This is a genomic window from Janthinobacterium tructae (assembly GCF_006517255.1).
GTDB lineage: Bacteria > Pseudomonadota > Gammaproteobacteria > Burkholderiales > Burkholderiaceae_D > Janthinobacterium > Janthinobacterium tructae.
Map to the genome: position 1 here is coordinate 25,569 of NZ_CP041185.1, position 18,242 is coordinate 43,810.

General features: G+C 56.8%; 15 protein-coding genes and 1 tRNA gene. 9 read left to right on the plus strand and 7 right to left on the minus strand.

From position 1 onward, the window contains the following. Window positions 1–16 precede the first annotated feature (16 nt). The 7 genes from FJQ89_RS00130 to FJQ89_RS00160 form a co-directional block, all read right to left on the minus strand. Window positions 17–1,015: a hypothetical protein gene (locus FJQ89_RS00130; protein ID WP_141168553.1), complete on the minus strand. Its 999-nt coding sequence runs from the start codon at window positions 1,013–1,015 to the stop codon at window positions 17–19. After that, a complete protein-coding gene (locus FJQ89_RS00135; protein WP_141168554.1) occupies window positions 1,012–1,884 on the minus strand; it encodes an ABC transporter ATP-binding protein in 873 nt (290 codons plus the stop codon). Before FJQ89_RS00135 ends, FJQ89_RS00130 begins: the two co-directional genes overlap by 4 nt. Further along, window positions 1,881–2,261, minus strand: coding sequence for a GntR family transcriptional regulator (locus FJQ89_RS00140; protein ID WP_141168555.1), 381 nt, complete (start codon window positions 2,259–2,261; stop codon window positions 1,881–1,883). The genes FJQ89_RS00135 and FJQ89_RS00140 overlap by 4 nt, the downstream gene beginning before the upstream one ends. A gap of 130 nt (window positions 2,262–2,391) precedes the next feature. Continuing rightward, window positions 2,392–3,108 carry a DUF72 domain-containing protein gene (locus FJQ89_RS00145; protein WP_141168556.1) on the minus strand — a complete coding sequence of 239 codons (717 nt, stop codon included), beginning with the start codon at window positions 3,106–3,108 and terminating at the stop codon, window positions 2,392–2,394. A 69-nt stretch (window positions 3,109–3,177) separates the two neighbouring features. Then, window positions 3,178–3,933, minus strand: a complete 756-nt coding sequence (locus FJQ89_RS00150) for a UDP-2,3-diacylglucosamine diphosphatase (RefSeq protein ID WP_141172540.1) — start codon at window positions 3,931–3,933, stop codon at window positions 3,178–3,180. A gap of 86 nt (window positions 3,934–4,019) precedes the next feature. Then, window positions 4,020–4,511 (minus strand): peptidylprolyl isomerase, encoded by a 492-nt coding sequence (locus FJQ89_RS00155; RefSeq protein ID WP_035817428.1) that lies wholly within the window; start codon window positions 4,509–4,511, stop codon window positions 4,020–4,022. Window positions 4,512–4,582: 71 nt separating this feature from the next. Continuing rightward, window positions 4,583–5,221: a peptidylprolyl isomerase gene (locus tag FJQ89_RS00160; protein ID WP_243136319.1), complete on the minus strand. Its 639-nt coding sequence runs from the start codon at window positions 5,219–5,221 to the stop codon at window positions 4,583–4,585. A gap of 278 nt (window positions 5,222–5,499) precedes the next feature. Between FJQ89_RS00160 and cysS the strand changes: the two genes are divergently transcribed. The 9 genes from cysS to FJQ89_RS00205 all read left to right on the plus strand — a co-directional run bounded on the left by cysS (window position 5,500) and on the right by FJQ89_RS00205 (window position 18,094). Beyond that, window positions 5,500–6,897, plus strand: coding sequence for a cysteine--tRNA ligase (cysS, locus tag FJQ89_RS00165; protein WP_141168557.1), 1,398 nt, complete (start codon window positions 5,500–5,502; stop codon window positions 6,895–6,897). Next, the gene (locus FJQ89_RS00170; protein ID WP_423245179.1) at window positions 6,894–7,616 is read left to right on the plus strand and encodes a DNA-3-methyladenine glycosylase family protein; all 723 of its coding nucleotides are present in this window, start codon (window positions 6,894–6,896) and stop codon (window positions 7,614–7,616) included. Before cysS ends, FJQ89_RS00170 begins: the two co-directional genes overlap by 4 nt. A 54-nt stretch (window positions 7,617–7,670) precedes the next feature. Beyond that, window positions 7,671–8,645 (plus strand): acetyl-CoA carboxylase carboxyltransferase subunit alpha, encoded by a 975-nt coding sequence (locus tag FJQ89_RS00175; RefSeq protein ID WP_141168558.1) that lies wholly within the window; start codon window positions 7,671–7,673, stop codon window positions 8,643–8,645. Between the two features lie 177 nt (window positions 8,646–8,822). After that, the gene (tilS, locus tag FJQ89_RS00180; RefSeq protein WP_141168559.1) at window positions 8,823–10,241 is read left to right on the plus strand and encodes a tRNA lysidine(34) synthetase TilS; all 1,419 of its coding nucleotides are present in this window, start codon (window positions 8,823–8,825) and stop codon (window positions 10,239–10,241) included. 196 nt (window positions 10,242–10,437) lie between these two features. Next, complete coding sequence (locus tag FJQ89_RS00185; RefSeq protein ID WP_141168560.1) at window positions 10,438–11,685, plus strand: aspartate kinase; 1,248 nt, start codon at window positions 10,438–10,440, stop codon at window positions 11,683–11,685. Window positions 11,686–11,795: 110 nt separating this feature from the next. Then, a tRNA-Ser gene (locus tag FJQ89_RS00190) sits at window positions 11,796–11,888 on the plus strand. 304 nt (window positions 11,889–12,192) lie between these two features. Next, window positions 12,193–13,389, plus strand: a complete 1,197-nt coding sequence (locus FJQ89_RS00195) for a tyrosine-type recombinase/integrase (protein ID WP_243136321.1) — start codon at window positions 12,193–12,195, stop codon at window positions 13,387–13,389. Between the two features lie 1,821 nt (window positions 13,390–15,210). Then, the gene (locus tag FJQ89_RS00200) at window positions 15,211–15,981 is read left to right on the plus strand and encodes a hypothetical protein (RefSeq protein ID WP_141168561.1); all 771 of its coding nucleotides are present in this window, start codon (window positions 15,211–15,213) and stop codon (window positions 15,979–15,981) included. Continuing rightward, on the plus strand, window positions 15,968–18,094 hold the full coding sequence (locus FJQ89_RS00205) for a UvrD-helicase domain-containing protein (protein WP_141168562.1): 2,127 nt from the start codon (window positions 15,968–15,970) through the stop codon (window positions 18,092–18,094). The genes FJQ89_RS00200 and FJQ89_RS00205 overlap by 14 nt, the downstream gene beginning before the upstream one ends. Window positions 18,095–18,242: the final 148 nt, after the last annotated feature.

Genomic DNA, 18,242 nt, shown 5'->3' on the forward strand with positions numbered 1-18,242 from the left:
CTACGCAGGCGGGGACTCAGCCTTCTTCGCGCCAGCCGCGCAGGCGGATGGCGGCGTAGATCATGGCGGCGCCGGCCGCCGCTCCCAGCCAGGCGGCTGGCATGGCCAGGCTGGACCAGGAGTTGGCGAAGATGTCGATGCGCGTCATCTGCGAGCCTGCTGCCATGGTGTTGATGTGTGGCAGCAGTCCCGGCTCGAAGAGGTACCAGCTGCCTGGAATCGTGCCCAGCAGGGCGCGCGCGATCACGTTCATTTGTATCCAGCCGATATCGGCTTCCGTCATGCTCAGCTTGCCGACCCAGACGGTCAGGACCAGCAGCAGCAGTGGCACGCCGAGGGCCCAGAACAAGACCTTCGAGCGTGCCCAGCTCGATACCATCAGCAACCAGCCCACGGTGGGCAAGGCCCACAGCGCATACACGGGAATCAGGCCGAACAGGCGCAGCGGGCCGAGATACAAGCCCGGCGTAGCCAGCAGTTCCGTAAAGACATAGATGCCGTTGAGCGCCAGCACGCCGCTCAGTATCAGGATCAGCGCCAGCGAGGTAAGGCAGGCCGCAGCGACCACGATCAGCGGCGTGACGACGATGGCGATGGCCAGCTTCGACAGCACCGTTTGGGCGTCGGAGACGGGCAGCGACTTCCAGAACAGCAGGCTGCGGTCGCGGCGGTCGTCATACAGGGCGCTCAGGCAATAGAAAAATACCAGGAAGCCCAGGGCCACGAACAGCGGCGCGGCCACGTAGGTATAGTTGTTGGCGATGGTGTCGATGATTTCCGTCCGGCGCGGGCTCAAGGTCCGGGTGTTGAAGATGGCGCTCCAGGACATTTCTTCGCCGTTGATGATCAGCGCCGTGCGCATCTTGAGCTTGGCGACGGCGCCTGCCGTCATCAGGGCGGCCAGCGCCGTCATGACGATGCCGATGATGGCGGGCGTCCACAGCAGCATGCCCTTGTGCTCCCACAATTCGCGCCGGATCAGCCATTTCATTTTGTTCACAGGGGTGATGCTCATGGGTACGATCCTTTCATGGTCGCGACAAACAGGTCCGCCAGGCTCGGCGTGTGCAATTCTCCAAGGGGGGCCAGCTGGTTGCGGGCGACGCCATCGAACAGCATCACGGACTTGCCAAATACGCTGCGTTCGCTGATCGGCTGCAGCGCGCGCGCCGGATTCACGTGCTGCGGCCCCACCATCACTTCAATGTAGCGTTCGCCCACTTCTTCCATCGACGAGGCCAGCACGATCTTGCCGTCGCGAATGAACATCAGGTCGCTGAGGATGTGCTCGACTTCTTCGATCTGGTGCGTGGTGATGATGATGGTCTTGTTTTCATCAAAATAGTCTTCCAGCAGGTTCTGGTAAAACTGTTTGCGGTACAGGATGTCCAGGCCCAGGGTGGGTTCATCCAGGACCAGCAGCCTGGCGTCGATGGCCATCACCAGCGCCAGGTGCAATTGCACGATCATGCCTTTTGACATGCTCTTGACCCGCATCTTCGGCGCCAGCTTGGTGTGGGCCAGGTAGCGCTCGGCCTTGCTGCGGTCGAAGCGTGGATGCACGCCGGCGACAAAATCGATCGCGTCGCGCACGCGCAGCCAGCCCGGCAGGATGGCCACATCGGCGATGAAACACACGTCCTCCATCAGCGCGTCGCGCTGCACGCGCGGGTCGCGTCCCAGCACGGACAGCTCGCCTTCGAAGCCCGTCAGGCCCAGGATGGCTTTCAGGGTGGTGGTCTTGCCGGAGCCGTTAGGCCCGATCAAGCCGACGATGCGCCCTGGCGCGATATCAAAGCTGATGCCATCGATGGCCACCTGCTTGCCAAATTGCTTGCGCAAGCCGCGTGCGCTGATGACGCTATCGTTGTTCAATGCATTCATGCACTCTCTCCCTGTGCGCCACTGTCGCGGCTCGCTTGCAGTAGTTGATCGAGGTCCAGACCCAGTTGCGTGATGCGTTCCAGCATCGCCGGCCATTCTTCGCGCATGAAGCGCTCGCGTTCACTGGCCAGCAATTTATCGCGGGCGCCATCCAAGACATACATACCAAGTCCTCTGCGTTTTTCCACCAGGGCATCGTCGACCAGTTCCTGATAGGCGCGCGAAACCGTGATGGGATTCAATTGATAATCGGCCGCCACCTGGCGCACCGACGGCAGGGCGTCGCCGGACTGCAGCGCGCCATCGAGCATCATGCCCACCACCCGTGCCTTGAGCTGGCGGTAGATGGGGCTATTGTCGTTCCATGCCGCGCTCATGGGATGCGCTCCGACAAAGGCGGGGCGGTGCGGCGCGTGAAAAATGCTGTAGGCATCGAGGCTCCCTGATATAGTTAAATGGTGTTGTAGTTAACTATAACACTAAGACTCAAAAATTCAACACCTATTTTCAGGCCAGCCGCGCCTGCAGGTCCAGCGCATTGAACAGGGCGGCACCGGCTGCCGTGTTGTCGAAAATGCACCAGCTGTTCATTGGCGCCCGTGCGGCCAATTCATTGGCCAAGGCCGCCAGGTAGTCGGCAGGGTAGTCCGAGTAATAGATGGTCGGGCTGCCGTGCAGGCGGAAGTAGGCGATATCCGTGGTCGGCACATGCGGCCCCGGCTGGCCGGCGGGCGGATCGGCGCGCACGCGCGTGATGCGCTGCATCGTTAACAGCTCGGTCGCGCCTGCCGCGAACCAGCTGGCGTGGCGCGCTTCGCAAGCGAGCATGCCGTCGAAGCGCTGGCGCAGCGCATGGAAAAATGCGGCGGCCGCGTCCCCATCAAAGCGCAGGCTGGGCGGCAGCTGCACCAGCACGCAGCCCAGCTTATTCCCCAGGTGCATGACTTCTCCCGCAAAACGCTCCAGTTCGGCCGCACAGTTGCGCAAATGCCGTTCGTGCGTGATGCTGCGCGGCAATTTCACACTGAAGCGGAAATGTTCGGGCACGCTGGCGGCCCAGCGCGCATACGTGGCGGGTTGGTGCGGGCGGTAGAAGGAACTGTTGATTTCCACGCAGGGCAAGACACGGGCATAGCGCTGCAGATGGCTGCCATCGTGGGGGAAGTGGCTGGCGGCGGCGCTGGAAAGACTCCAGCCGGCCGTGCCGATGTAAACAGTGTGCATGGCGCCATTACAGCAAGGCCAGGCGGGCGCGGCTATCGGACAAACGCCCGTGCGGCGGTCGGCGCAAGCCTAGTCGATGATCTCGCCGCTCAGGTCATGGCGCGTGATGTTGCCGCGTGCATCGATGGCGATCCAGCCGCCGCGTGCTTGTTCCTGCGCCGTCACGTCGCATTCCCAGTCGGGCAGGACATAGCGCAAGGTGTCGTCAACTTTATGCACGGCAGGGCGGTGCGTATGGCCGTGGATCATGATGGTGCTCGCCTGTTCGGCAAACACTTGCGCGACAGCATCGGGGCTGACATCCATGATATCCATGGATTTTTCGCCATTGTGCGCGCGGCTGCTTTGGCGCAAACCATCGATGATGGCCTTGCGTTGCGCCAGCGGCATGGACAGGAACTGTTTTTGCCAGGCAGGCTGGCGCACCATGGCGCGAAACTCCATGTATTGCACGTCTTTCGTGCATTCGGCGTCGCCATGCAGCAAGACGATGCGCCGGCCGGCAATGGTGGCCACATGCGGTTCGCTGAGCAGGGTAGCGCCGGCGGCGGCGGCAAAGCCGGAGCCGACAAGAAAGTCGCGGTTGCCGGCGATCCAGTACACGTGCACGCCAGCATCGCTGACGGCGCGGATGGCGGCCGTCATGCGCGCATTGAACGGGTCTTCCAGGTCATCGTCGCCGGCCCAGTATTCGAACAGGTCGCCTAATAGATACAGCGCTTGCGCGTATTGCGCATGATGTTCCAGGAAAGAAAGAAACGCCGCGCTGGTGCGCGGGTGCGAGCGCTGCAGATGCAGGTCGGAAATAAAGAGTGCGGCAGGCATTGTCATCGTTCAACGCTCCCAAAAAGTGAAGTGCATGGAGAGGCGCAAACGCTGCAATGCCTGTTATTCATGATGCAGTAGCTTGATTACGCTGCTTCGACTTTTTCGATGATGACGTCCGTCACTGGCACATCGGCGAACATGCCGGCGCGCGAGGTTTTTACGGCGCGGATGGCGTCGACGACTTCCTTGCCTTCGGTGACTTTACCGAACACGGCGTAGCCCCAGCCGTCCTGGCCTGGGTAGTCGAGGAAGCTGTTGTTCTTGATGTTGATGAAGAACTGGGCCGATGCCGAGTGCGGGTCCGACGTGCGGGCCATGGCCAGGGTGTAGGTATCGTTTTTCAAGCCGTTCTTGGCTTCGTTTTCCACGGTGGTGTCGGCCGGCTTTTGTTTCATGCCTGGCTCGAAACCGCCGCCCTGGATCATGAAGCCGTCGATGACGCGGTGGAAAATCGTGTTGTCGTAGTGGCCGGCTTGCATGTAGGCCAGGAAGTTGGCAACCGTTTTCGGTGCCTTTTCGGCGTCCAGTTCAGCGGTGATCTTGCCCAGATTGGTGGTGATGATGACGGAGGTCATGATGATCCTTAATAAATTAGATGAAGAATGATTCGACGGCCCCCGTGGTTCAGGGCCGCAAAAACGCTATTTTACAGTTTTGCGGGCGCTGATTTGAGTAAAGTCACCGATTCGATCACCACGGGGGTGACGGGCACGTTCTGGTGCGGTCCCTTGTCTGTCACGGGCACGGCCTTGATCTTGTCGACCACGTCCATGCCGCTGACGACTTTGCCGAACACCGTGTAGCCGAAGCCGTCGCGGCCAGGGTAGTCGAGCGCGCCGTTATTGTTCACGTTGATGAAGAACTGCGAGGTGGCCGAATGCGGGTCGCCCGTGCGCGCCATGGCGATGCTGTAGGTGACGTTCTGCAAGCCGTTTTGCGCCTCATTCTTGATCGGCGCCTTGGTGGCTTTTTGCTTCATGTTCTTGTCGAAGCCGCCGCCCTGTATCATGAAGCCGTCGATGACGCGGTGAAATACGGTGCCCTTGTAGTAACCGCTGTTGACATACTGCAAGAAATTGGCCACGCTTTGCGGCGCTTTTTCCTGGTCCAGTTCCAGCACGATCTCGCCCATGCTGGTTTTCAGGGCCACGTGCGGCGTGGGGCCGAGGGCAGCCGAAGGGCTTGCAGGTGCGGCTGCCACGACGGCGCTGCCCAGGGTGAGGCCGGCAAACAGGGTGCAAAAGCGCGCCAGGAAAGACAGGCGTTTCGATTTAATTTCTTGCATGAAGGTGTCCTTGATCGTTATTTTTCTCTAAACTTGCTTTAGTGCTAAAAGAAGTGAGTTTCGGTTGAACATCGTAAAAACCTGATCCATATCGGGCCAGTATGGTTTTTATCAATGTTATACTTGACCGCTAACGCCCTAATTCTAACAAACAAGAACAACACTATAGCGGCTCGACCAGTCTTGGCGCACACGGCAGTTCAGTGGCGCGGCACCCCCGGTGTCCGCGCCTGTCTGTCGTTTTGCCAGGCTGGTGGCCGCTCCACTTGCAAAGTACGATGAGCAATCTAAAGATTTACAACACCCTGGCTCGCGAGAAGCAGGTATTCGTCCCGATGGAAGCGGGCAAGGTACGCATGTACGTCTGCGGCATGACCATCTACGATTATTGCCATATCGGCCATGCGCGCATGATGATGGCCTTCGACGTCATCTACCGCTGGCTGAAAGCCTCCGGTTTCGACGTCACGTACGTGCGCAACATTACGGACATCGACGACAAGATCATCCGCCGCGCCGTGGAAAACGGCGAGACGATTTCCCAGCTGACGACGCGTTTCACGCAGTACATGGATGAAGACACGGCCGCGCTGGGCATTTTGACGCCCGACCACACGCCGCGTGCCACCGAGTACGTGCCGCAGATGCTGCGCCTGATCGAACAGCTCGAAGCGAAGGACCTGGCGTACCAGGGGCTTGACGGCGACGTCAATTACGCTGTGCGCAACTTCCCCCACTACGGCAAGCTGTCGGGCAAGTCGCTCGACGACCTGCGCGCGGGCGAAAGAGTCGACGTGAATACGAGCAAGCGCGATCCGCTCGACTTCGTGCTGTGGAAGTCGTCGAAAGAGTCCGAGCCGGAAGAAGTCAAATGGGATTCGAAGTGGGGCAAGGGTCGCCCGGGCTGGCATATCGAGTGCTCGGCCATGTCCTGCGCCTTGCTCGGTGAACAGTTCGACATCCATGGCGGCGGTGCGGACTTGCAATTCCCGCACCACGAAAACGAGATCGCCCAATCCGAAGGCGCGTTCGGCCATACCAGCGTGAATTACTGGATACATAATGGTTTCGTGCGCCTGGACAATGAAAAAATGTCCAAGTCGCTCGGTAATTTCTTCACCATCCGCGAAGTGCTGCAAAAATTCGATGCCGAAGTGATCCGCTTCTTCATCCTGCGCGCACACTACCGCAGCCCCTTGAATTACTCGGACGTGCACCTCGATGATGCGCGCCTGTCCCTGACGCGCTTATACACGGCGCTGGCCGACGTGGCGGTGGAAGAGGGCGCCATCGACTGGAGCGAGGCGCATGCCGTGCGCGTGGCCGAGGCCATGGATGACGATTTCAACACGCCGCTGGCCGTGGCCGCCCTGTTCGACCTGGCGACGGAAGTCAACAAGAGCAAGTCGCCGGCCCTGGCGCGTCAATTGAAGGGCCTGGCGGGCGTATTCGGCTTGCTGGAACGTACGCCGCAGCAATTCCTGCAAGCGACCGTCGGCGCCGCCGCCGGTGGCGGGGATGAGGCGGCTGGCATCGAAGCGGCCATCGCGGCGCGCAGCGCGGCGAAAAAGGCGCGCGACTTTGCGCAGTCCGACAAGATCCGTGCCGAACTGTTGGCGGCGGGCATCATTCTTGAAGACAAGCCTGACGGCTCGACCAACTGGCGCCGCGCATGATGCCAACGTCCAGGGAAAACGGGGAAGCCCCCAAGGTGGCGGACTTGGCGCAAGTGATCCAGGTGCCGCACTACTGGGAAGAGGCGAAGATCGAGCTGATGAAGCGCGACCGCATCATGAAAAAGCTCATCCCGCAATTTGGCGACCTGCACCTGGTCGGCCATAGCGACCCGTTTACTACCCTGGCCCGTTCGCTGGTAGGGCAGCAGATCACGCCCAAGGCGGCGGATGCCGCCTGGAAAAAGCTGCTGGCCGCTTGCCCGAAATGCACGCCCTCGCAAGTGCTGAAGGCGGGCGCCGAGCAACTGTCCGCCTGCGGCTTGTCCAAACGCAAGACCGAATACATCCTCGACCTGGCCGACCATTTCAAGGCCAAGCGCGTGCACGCCAGCCAGTGGGACCAGATGGATGACGAAGCCGTCATCGCCGAACTGGTGCAGATCCGCGGCATCGGCCGCTGGACAGCCGAGATGTTTTTGATATTTAATCTGTTACGGCCGAATGTCTTGCCGCTCGATGACCCCGGTTTGATCCAGGGTATCAGCGTCAATTATTTCTCCGGCGAACCAGTTTCCCGCAGCGATGCGCGCGAAGTTTCCGCCAATTGGGAACCGTGGCGCACCGTGGCGACGTGGTATTTGTGGCGCAGTCTCGACCCTGCAGCCGCCCCTGCCGCACCCGATGCAGCCCCCGGCGCAGCAGCCGGTACGGTAAAATAAACATAGATGACGCCGCGCGCCCTGGCGCCGTGGCCGGTAAAACCTGGAGGTACAATGACTAAAACGACTTTCCTCAATTTTGAACAGCCGATCGCGGAACTCGATTCCAAGATCGAAGAGTTGCGCTTCGTGCAAGACGATTCGGCCGTCGACATCTCGGAAGAGATCGACCGCCTGGCCAAGAAGAGCCAGCAGCTGACCAAGGATATCTACGCCAAGCTGACGCCGTGGCAAGTGGCGCAGATCGCGCGCCACCCGCAGCGCCCCTACACCATGGATTACGTGAATGAAATCTTTACCGATTTCCACGAATTGCATGGCGACCGCAGCTACGCGGACGACCTGTCCGTCGTGGGCGGCCTGGCCCGCTTCAACGGCCAGCCGTGCATGGTCATCGGCCACCAGAAGGGCCGTGACACGAAAGAGCGCGCCCTGCGCAATTTCGGCATGCCGAAGCCGGAAGGCTATCGCAAGGCCATGCGCCTGATGAAAGTGGCTGAAAAATTCAACTTGCCCATCTTTACCTTCGTCGACACGCCAGGCGCCTTCCCCGGCATCGACGCGGAAGAGCGCGGTCAGTCGGAAGCGATCGGCCACAATCTGTACGTGATGGCCGAACTGAAAGTGCCGCTGATCGCCACCATCATCGGTGAAGGCGGTTCCGGCGGCGCGCTGGCCATCGCCGTGGGCGACGCCGTGCTGATGCTGCAGTACTCGACCTACGCCGTGATTTCGCCGGAAGGCTGCGCCTCGATCCTGTGGAAGAGCGCCGAGCGCGCCTCCGACGCGGCCGAAGCGCTGGGCCTGACTGCCCACCGCCTGAAAGCCATGGGTCTGATCGACAAGATCATCAACGAACCACTGGGCGGCGCCCACCGCGATCCGAAACAGATGGCGACCTTGCTGAAACGCGCACTGGCCGACACCCTGCGCCAGTTCCAGGGCATGAAAACCAAGGACCTGCTGGCCGCGCGCCACGAGAAACTGCTGAGCTACGGCAAGTTCAAGGAAACCACCCCGAGCGAGTAAGCCATCGCCGACCAGTGCAGGTCCGCGTTGGTCCGCGTAGGTCGGCGTAGGTCGGCTTAGCGAAGCGTAAGCCGACATGACGTAAGCCGACAAGACAGTAGAACACACCAGGGACAGTCCGCTAAACGACACCATCCGTTTAGCAGCCTGTCCCTCTTTGCATTCCCGGAGTCCTGATTGAAAAAGCAACAAACCGCCACCGTGCCCGATATCTTCGCCCGCGCGCTGGACGCCTGCGTGCCGCCAGCCGGCAGTCCCGTCGGCATCGCCCTGAGCGGCGGCCTCGATTCTGCGGCCCTGCTGCACCTGGCGCATGCCTGGGCGCAGGAGCACGGCGTGACCCTGCATGCGTTTCACGTGCACCACGGCCTGAGCCCGAATGCGGATGCCTGGCTGGCCCACTGCGAGCAGTTGTGCGCCGGCCTGGGCATCGCCTTCGAGGCACGCCGCGTCACGCTGGAAAAGAATGCGAAGACGGGCACCGAAGAGGCGGCTCGCAAGCGCCGTTATGCGGCCCTGGGCGAGCTGTGCGCGGCGCACGGCGTGCGCCTGCTGCTCACAGCCCACCACCAGGACGACCAGGCCGAGACGGTGCTGCTGCAATTGCTGCGCGGCTCCGGCACGGCGGGCCTGTCCGGCATGGATGGCGCCAACAGCGCGCCCGAGCTGCTGGGCAATCCGGACCTGGTGATGGCGCGCCCGCTGCTGTCCGTGTCGCGCAAACAGCTCGAAGCATATGTGGCGCAACATGCGATCGCACACATCCACGACGAGTCGAACGACGATCCCCGCTTTGCCCGCAATGCTCTGCGGCACCAGGTGATGCCCGTGCTGGCGCAGGCGTTTCCCGGCTTCCAGGAGCGTTTCGCCCGCAGCGCACAGCACGCCCAGTCGGCGCAGCGCCTGCTGACGGAACTGGCGACGCAGGATTTGTTAAATTGCCTCGATGGCGACTGTATCGAACTGGCGAAGTTGCGCGAGCTGAGCGCGGACCGCTGCTACAACCTGCTGCGCCACTGGTTCGGCACGCGCGGCTTGCGCATGCCGTCGACGGCATGGCTGGCGGAAATGCTGGCGCAATTGCTGGAAGCGCGGCCCGATGCGCAATTGCTGGTGACGCATCCCGAGTGCCATGTGCGGCGCCACCGCGACCGTTTATATCTGACGCCGAAGCTCAATGACCTGGCCGGCATGCGCGAGCGTGACGACGCGGGCATTCCCGGCCTGGAAAAGGCTGGCCAGCAATTTGTGTGGAAAGGCGAAGCGAGCCTGGCCTTTCCCGCGTATGGCGGCGTGCTGCATTTCGATACGGTCGAGGGCGAAGGGCAGGGGATTGATGTTGCCTGGTTGCAATCTCAAACCTTGACCATTGACTTCCGCCAGGGTGGCGAGCGCCTGAAGCTGGCCCTGAACCGCCCGACTAAAAGTCTGAAATACCATTATCAGGCGTTTGACGTGCCCGCCTGGGAGCGCGAACGCCTGCCACTTGTCTGTGCGGCGCAACAATTGCTGTATGCGGCTGGTATTGGCCTCGATTGTCATTGCCTGAGCCTGCTGGAACGTCCCCGCGTGACCCTGCGCTGGCTCTCCTGCTGAGCGTAAGGGCAGCCGCCACGGCCACTCTCGGGGTGGCCGGCAAGTGGCTGCCCATGCGCTCCCGACTGCATGGATTGGTTATTTCCATATGCGCAATCGGTATGAGCTAATGCGCTTTTTAGCTTGTTATTTTGCATTGCGGCATGTAGAGTAAAGCCCTCCTTTTTTATTCTTCTTGAGCGGAAACTTCACTCTTATGGCTTTAATCGTCCACAAATATGGCGGTACGTCGATGGGCTCGACTGACCGTATCAAGAATGTCGCCAAGCGCGTTGCCAAGTGGCACGACGCAGGGCATCAAATCGTGGTGGTGCCATCGGCCATGTCGGGCGAAACCAACCGCCTGATTGGACTGGCCAAGGAAATCATGGATCAACCCGATCCCCGTGAACTTGACATGATCGCCTCGACAGGCGAACAAGTGTCCGTCGGCCTATTGTCGATGGCACTGCTGGCGATCGGCAAACAAGCCGTATCCTATGCTGGCTGGCAAGTCGCGATCAAGACCGATTCCGCCTTTACCAAGGCACGCATCCAGTCGATCGATGACGAAAAAGTCAAACGCGACCTCGATGCGGGCAAGATTGTCATCATTACCGGTTTCCAGGGCGTCGACGAACACGACAATATCGCGACGCTGGGCCGCGGCGGTTCCGACACCTCGGCCGTGGCGATTGCCGCGGCCATGAAGGCGGCCGAGTGCCTGATCTTCACGGACGTCGACGGCGTCTACACGACCGATCCGCGCGTGGTCTCCGAGGCGCGCCGCCTGAAGACCATCACCTTTGAAGAAATGCTGGAACTGGCTTCGCTGGGTTCCAAAGTGCTGCAAACGCGTTCGGTGGAATTTGCCGGCAACTACCGCGTTCCCACGCGCGTGCTGTCGTCGCTGACCGACCCGATGTTGCCGCTGGAAGTAGAAGCCAATTCAGGCACCCTGATTTCGTTTGAGGAAGATACAAACATGGAACAAGCAGTCATCTCCGGCATCGCCTTCAACCGCGATGAAGCCAAAATCACCGTGCTCGGCGTGCCCGACCGTCCAGGCGTGGCGTACCACATCCTGGGACCGGTGGCGGACGCGAACATCGAAGTCGACATGATCATACAGAATCAGTCGGTCGACGGTAAAACGGACTTCACCTTCACCGTCTCGCGCGGCGAATACACGCGCGCGCTGGCCGTGCTGGAAGCGAACCGCGAATCGCTGGGCGCGGCCAGCATCACGGGCGACGCGAAAGTGTCGAAACTGTCCGTCGTCGGCGTGGGCATGCGCAGCCATGTTGGTGTGGCATCGCAAATGTTCCGTACCCTGTCGGAAGAGGGCATCAACATCATGATGATCTCCACTTCCGAAATCAAGATCTCCGTGCTGATCGATGAAAAGTACATGGAACTGGCCGTGCGCGCGCTGCATAAAGCGTTCGAGCTGGAAAAAGCTTAAATATCTAAAAATATTGCCCCACGCCCTTGACCAAAGGGGGGGCAATCGATATTATGACGTTCGTCGCTGCAGCGCAGTTAGCTACAGAGACATAGTTGAGTAATCAGCTAGGAGACGTGGCCGAGTGGCCGAAGGCACATCCCTGCTAAGGATGCATACGGCTTATACCTGTATCGTGGGTTCGAATCCCACCGTCTCCGCCAGTATTTTTAAAAACCCGCTTCGGCGGGTTTTTTCATTTCCGCTCCTCATAGGAGAAACCACGTAAATCCATCCGCCAGCGTCCGCTGCCTGCCGCGTCAATCCTGCATCTGCTGGGGGGTAGGCTGGGGGGTAGGTATGGCTGTGTGCGCTGCCTTCAGGCATACGTCACCGGTCCTGTTATGTCCAGCCTGTTGCCGCAACTTGCCTTGTGCGGGATCAAGTGTCGTTGCCAGCGCGCGCTTGATCACGCGCTAAAATTAGTACCGGTTCTCGCAATGCGGGAGTGGTGTCATGGCAATCAGGATGAACAAGCTGTCGGCGCTGGTCGTCGGTCGCACCAGGGAGCCAGGGTATTACGGGGATGGCGGCGGACTGGTGCTGCAAGTATCCGGCGCTGGCGCCAGGAGCTGGCTGTTTCGTTACAGCGTAGCTGGCAGGCGTCACGAAATGGGGCTGGGTTCTTGTCTGGCAGTCGATCTGGTCGAGGCGCGCAAAAAGGCGCGGCAATGCCGTTTGCTGCTGAGCGAAGGGCGCGATCCGCTGGCAATGCGCCGCCAGGAAAAACAGGCCGGGATGCTGGCGCGTGCGCGTCAAATGACCTTTGAACAGTGTGCGGCGTCGTATATCGCGGCGCACCGGCATGGCTGGAGAAATGCCAAACATGTGGCGCAGTGGGAAAACACCCTGGCCGCCTATGTGTTCCCATTGGCGGGGGCGCTGCCTGTCGCGGCGATCGACACCGATCTGGTCGTCAAGGTGCTCGATGCAATCTGGTTGTCAAAGACGGAGACGGCAACGCGCATACGCGGCAGAATCGAATGCATACTCGACTGGGCAACGGTCAGCGGCTTTCGTCAGGGAGAAAATCCGGCGCGCTGGAAAGGCCATCTGGAAAATCTGCTGGCCAATCCGAACAAGGTTTCTCCGGTGAAAAACAGGCCGGCCCTGCCGTGGCAAGAGATCGGCAGATTCATGGCCGCCTTATCGGGTCAGAAAGGGATTGCTGCCAGGGCGCTGGCGTTTGCCATCCTGACGGCTGCGCGCTCAGGAGAGGTCAGGGGTGCGCGGTGGCCGGAGATTGACCTGGAGGCGGCCCTGTGGACGATTCCAGCGCAGCGCATGAAGGCAGGCAAGGAGCATCGCGTGCCGCTCTCTGGTGGGGCGCTTGCGCTGCTGCGCGCAGTGCCGCGTCAGGGGGACATCATCTTTTCAGGCCGTAAGCGTGGCACGCAGTTGTCGGACATGAGTTTGACGGCAGTCTTGCGCCGCATGCAGTTTGACGACATCACCGTGCACGGTTTCCGTTCTTCCTTCCGTGACTGGTGCGCCGAGGCGGCGGCCAATGCCTTTTCACGTGAGGTATGCGAGCATGCGCTGGCGCACCGCTTGCCGGACAGGGTGGAAGCCGCCTATCGGCGCGGCGACTTGTTCGACAAGCGTATCGTGCTGATGCAGGCATGGTCTGACTTTTGCAGCAATCCCGCACCGTCTGTCGTGTGATGGCATGCCCCATGGAGTATCCTTGCGCGGGCTGAGGACTGGCATGCGTGTTCAGGCGCCTTGCAGCCACTGTCCGCATCCCGTGCTGGCACGCGTTCCTGAACCAGGCCTGCAAGCGGCCCTGGAGTCTTACGGAGGCTAGGAAGGTGGCTTCCTTGGCGCTTGCTTAAATCCTGCTACGCCATTTTCCACTGCATGCCGACACTTCAGGCAGGCGGCTGAAGCGCGCCTCGTTGAGCGTTGGCGCGCCAAGGTACTCTGGCGTGGAGGAAGGAGTCACTCGGGACGTGTTTCTCTTCAACGGTGAGGCAGGATCGGTGCCAGCACGACGGCAATGGCGCAGACCGGATCGCCATCCTTGCATCGCCAGTTGATTGTTGCTGTGGGTATCGTCGCTGAAGGCCAGAAATGCGACGAAATCCTGGCCGCGCTTCGCTGATGATGGCGTTTGAGCAAGGCACGCAGTTGTTCTGCACAGGATTCTTCATGGTATTTAATCGCCCTCATGTCGTGCGGAACATGCACGGTTAAACCACAAATCTGGCACGGTTGAACCACAAATCTGACACGGTTGAACCCTGATATGCCACGGTTGAAGGCAGATATGGCACATATAAGGCCTTATTTGCTTTCAACCGTGCCAAAAAAGGGTTTGGTCGACGTTGCGTCCGATGATTTTTGTGGTTTAGTCGCTGCCCGAAACGGGGCAGGATAGGTGAAGTTAGCTAACCTTCGGTTGGCTAACTTCACGTCCCTTATTCGCGCCTGCGGCGCTCAACGGACATCCTGCTCTGCGAGGCCTTCGCGTTCCGCGCCAATCGCAAGGATGCTACGCAAGAGCCATTACACGCCACCACCCGCAAGGCCCGGTATCTGCGCGTGCTGGTGCTGCCAGACGAAGAAGCGCAGATCAACTGGCTTGCAGCCCGGCCGCGCAGGGTCGGGCTGGGCCACCGGTTGCCGGGCATCCTCGACCACCGGCGAGTCCAGCAACTGGCGCACATCAATGGCGACATGGGCCGGCTGAAATTTGTGCCTAGCAGAAACAGATCAATGCAATGCGGGTTGACCCTGCCTTATCGTCTGCGTCAAATTTGCATCTATTCAATTGAGTAAGGTAGCACGAAATTGCAGGAGTGAATGTAGCTACATTTAAATATACTGCCCGCTACTGCACCGTTCTTTTTAAACAGCCGATGTCTGAAATGGAAGTACTGAATTTTGGCATTTATCTTGTTTCATGCTCTTGTGAACTTGTCTAACTTTTTCTTGGGCGCTGACCGCTCTGGGGAGGACAAGCCCGGAGGTGATCTGGGTGGCACCAGCGGAACTTCGCGCATAGCTGGTGTGGTGACAGCACCGAAGCGTGATGTCTAGATGGTGACCAAGCCCTAAGTCCGGTACATTTTTGAGGAAATGTACAATTTTCAATGTATGTTCATATGCAACAACCTTATTTTTGGGATAGTATCGTTCTGAATTTATCCATAGTTATGAGCTGACTAAGAACGCCTATCAAAACCTACTGCGCGTCGTAATTTACGGTCTGCGATGCTCACTGTACTTGGATACAGTTGCGCTTCTCAACCACAACTTCCTTCCGGTCGCTTTGGTTTTGTTAGGCGTTGTAAGGGCGGCGCTGATTAATTAATTTTCCGGAAAACAGCTGCCAATGAAATCAAATACTTACACATCATTGGCGAGAAAAAACTTGAATTAATCAGTGGTTCCTAAGGTTAATGTTTTTCTTTTTTTGGAATGATTTTCCATCATCTAGCGTAGCAGGCTAGTCACCGTGTAATGATAGGGCGCATTCAGTATATGAATACCACAGAAATTTCAGGCTGGGTTCTTGATAAAGCTATAACTCCAGGAGCGGGGCTTACTCAGGGGGATCTTATAAGATTTGATAGCGAAGAGGACCCTCTTAGATCCATGGGCATCGTCGTCACTGCAGACTGTGACCTTGAACGGAAAAAGCATGCCCGTTTAGTTACCTTAATTCCAGTGGTTTCGGTAAAATCTCTTCTTGAAAATTATCTTCTCCCCGAAGACTGTGAAAGAAAAAGAGATCAAATTGAAATTTATGCATTGAAAAATTTTGGTATTGATCGTTCCCAAGAGCCAGATGCCAGAAGAAGCATATTAATTGAAAAAATTTCGAGTAATTCTGGTGATATAGATGCCGCCTCATTGCTTGCTGCTAAGTTTTTGATAGATCAACTTGATTCTATTTCCATTGCTGAATATAAAGTATTAATGGATGCTATAAAAATTAAGGTAAAAAAAATAGAAGCTCTTACGAAGCAGATTGTTGATAGGGGAGATCTCTTGATTTTGCCGACAGCCCGAGATTTTGGGATTGCCGATGATATCGCCTGGGTTCGACATATATGGCAGGTTCCAATTAGTTCTATTGCCATTAAAACATCTGAGGTAAAAATATTACCTGGAGAACGAATTGCGAGACTGGACTCTCCTTATCGATATAGGCTGACTCAATTGATGGCGCAAGTTTTTTCTGATATTGGATTACCTGATATTCCACACTCAGTAGAAGAAAGAATAACGGAGGTGTATGGCTATGACTAAATACATAATTATGACCGAAGCCGTATTGGATTACTGCTTGATTAATGAGAAATTTTCGGATGATTTTATGCCAATTGAAGGGCATGACTTAAAATCTGCAGAATTATCGAGTGATGTAGTTGGTTTTTACACTGCGAACGAACCAGAAATGCCTTATGCGGCCTTGGTTAATAAGGCATGTTTGGAACAATTAAAAAATACAGGATGTACACCGGACGATGCATTTCGGCGAATCGCGCGAGTGGTTAAAGAGCTGAAAGCTCCTCCAATTCATCTTCCGCGGCAGTGGTCGGAATATCATCATAAAAACTTTTTAGCTTTTTTTGCTTTGCCAAAAACGCAATCAACTCGGCGATGGATTGTTGATATAGGTGGAGCGATTAATACGGCGAGGTTTGATGTCCTGGCGCTTACAAGTACGGATGTTGACCTTGGTAGATATGTCCCATCCGCTTGGCCCGATGATATTGAAAATCAATTGGCAGCTTTAGTTGCGAACGGATTTAAATCTAATCGCCCAGACGATACAGGGTCATTATCCGAAGAGGTTGATTTGCAAGCAATTGGGAGTACTTCTGTTGCAAATAATCGCACTTTTGAGGAGTGGGCTGGGCAACTCACGAAGACGCAAAATGTCGTCTTGGGGCATCCCATTAATGCTTCAATTCGAATTGTCGGGCCGGCAGGGTCTGGTAAAACTCTTGCGCTTTCTATGCGAGCTATCCAGATATCGCGTGATATTGAGGTGCAATCGAAGGGTAAGAAAATTCTCATCGCGACTCATAGCTGGGCAATGTCAGAACGTATTGATGGCGTGTTACGAGCTTTGAATGGAGGTATTTCACCAACTGGAATTACCACATTCCCGTTGTTGTCATTACTCGAACTACATGCCGGTCATATTGGGCAACAACGCACGGAAGTGATCGGTGACGACTCCAGTGATGGACGATTTAAATCTATCGAGATAATTAAAAACCTTCTTGGAACTTCGGATCGTGGAGCTGGAACGGGATTGTCAAAATGGATAATTGACGGATTGGCAATAAATGAAGATAGTCGCGCTCGATTAGATTTAATTCTTAATTTGTATGATGAGATTTCTGGTGTTCTTACGGCATCAGGTGTTGCTCCTGATGATCCTGATGCTATTCGTCAATATATAAATAATAGTAGGGAAGATTGGATGCCCCCATTTTTAACAGTGGCGGACCGGGGCTTTGTTGTGTCGATCTATCGGGAATTCATCCAGGCGCTGGTAGATAGATCATCAATTACAACTGATCAATTTGTTCTTGATTCGATAAGGGTATTGGAGACGTTTACTTGGCGCATGAGAAAGGAAACTGATGGTTATGATTACATTTTTGTTGATGAGCTTCAACTCTTCGATCCACAAGAGCGTTCAGCACTTGAATTGTTGGGGCGTTCGAGAAAAGGTGTCCCATTCGTTACTGCAGAAGATCCGTCGCAAGGGATTTTTTCGGCCTTGAATTCACGTCCGGGAATCGCACAAAACGAGCTTGTTTATTTGGACACCGTACATCGATTTAATAAAAAAATATTTGATCTTATTAGTTTTATGTATCAAAAATTTCCGCTTAATACATTGCCATTGAAAATTGCGAAATCAGAAGAAAGAGGCGAAAAGCTACCCCGATTATATACATTAATGGATGACAAGACTGCTCTGGATAAGGCAGTTGGACTTGCTGGCCAAATCAATAAGACAGCTTCGTCTTCGGACAGGATTTGCCTCGCAACGTTAGGTGATGTGGATGTTGAGTTAGCGAGGCTGCTGGAGGAGCAGAAGATTTCAGTTACTCGTTTGGCCAGTTTTGATGATATTGAACAATTGGCTTACAGTAAAAGATCCATTGTCGTAGCTCCGTGGCAATTTATTGGTGGAACTCAATTTAGCCATGTCATTGTCGTGGCAGCAGGAATATCGCCTCCACAATCGCAATTTGGGAAGCTTCGAGAGCGGATCTCGATCTATCTGTCGTGCAGTCGAGCGGCTCAATCGTTGGACGTTGTTTGTTCCGACTACACACCTTTGGTAATCGGCGAAGCGCGAGATCAAGAATTACTTGCAGTAGAGGGAATTTCGTAGTTTGGCAGTAATAGACGTGGCTTGGGGGCGAGATTTCGTATTGATTGAGATGTCTGGCTAGCAATTTGCTTTAGTAATCTGTGACCATTTCCGGCCAAGTTGCCCTGCTCGCGAAGAGGGGCTGCAGACGAATTCCTCTGCGATAGAG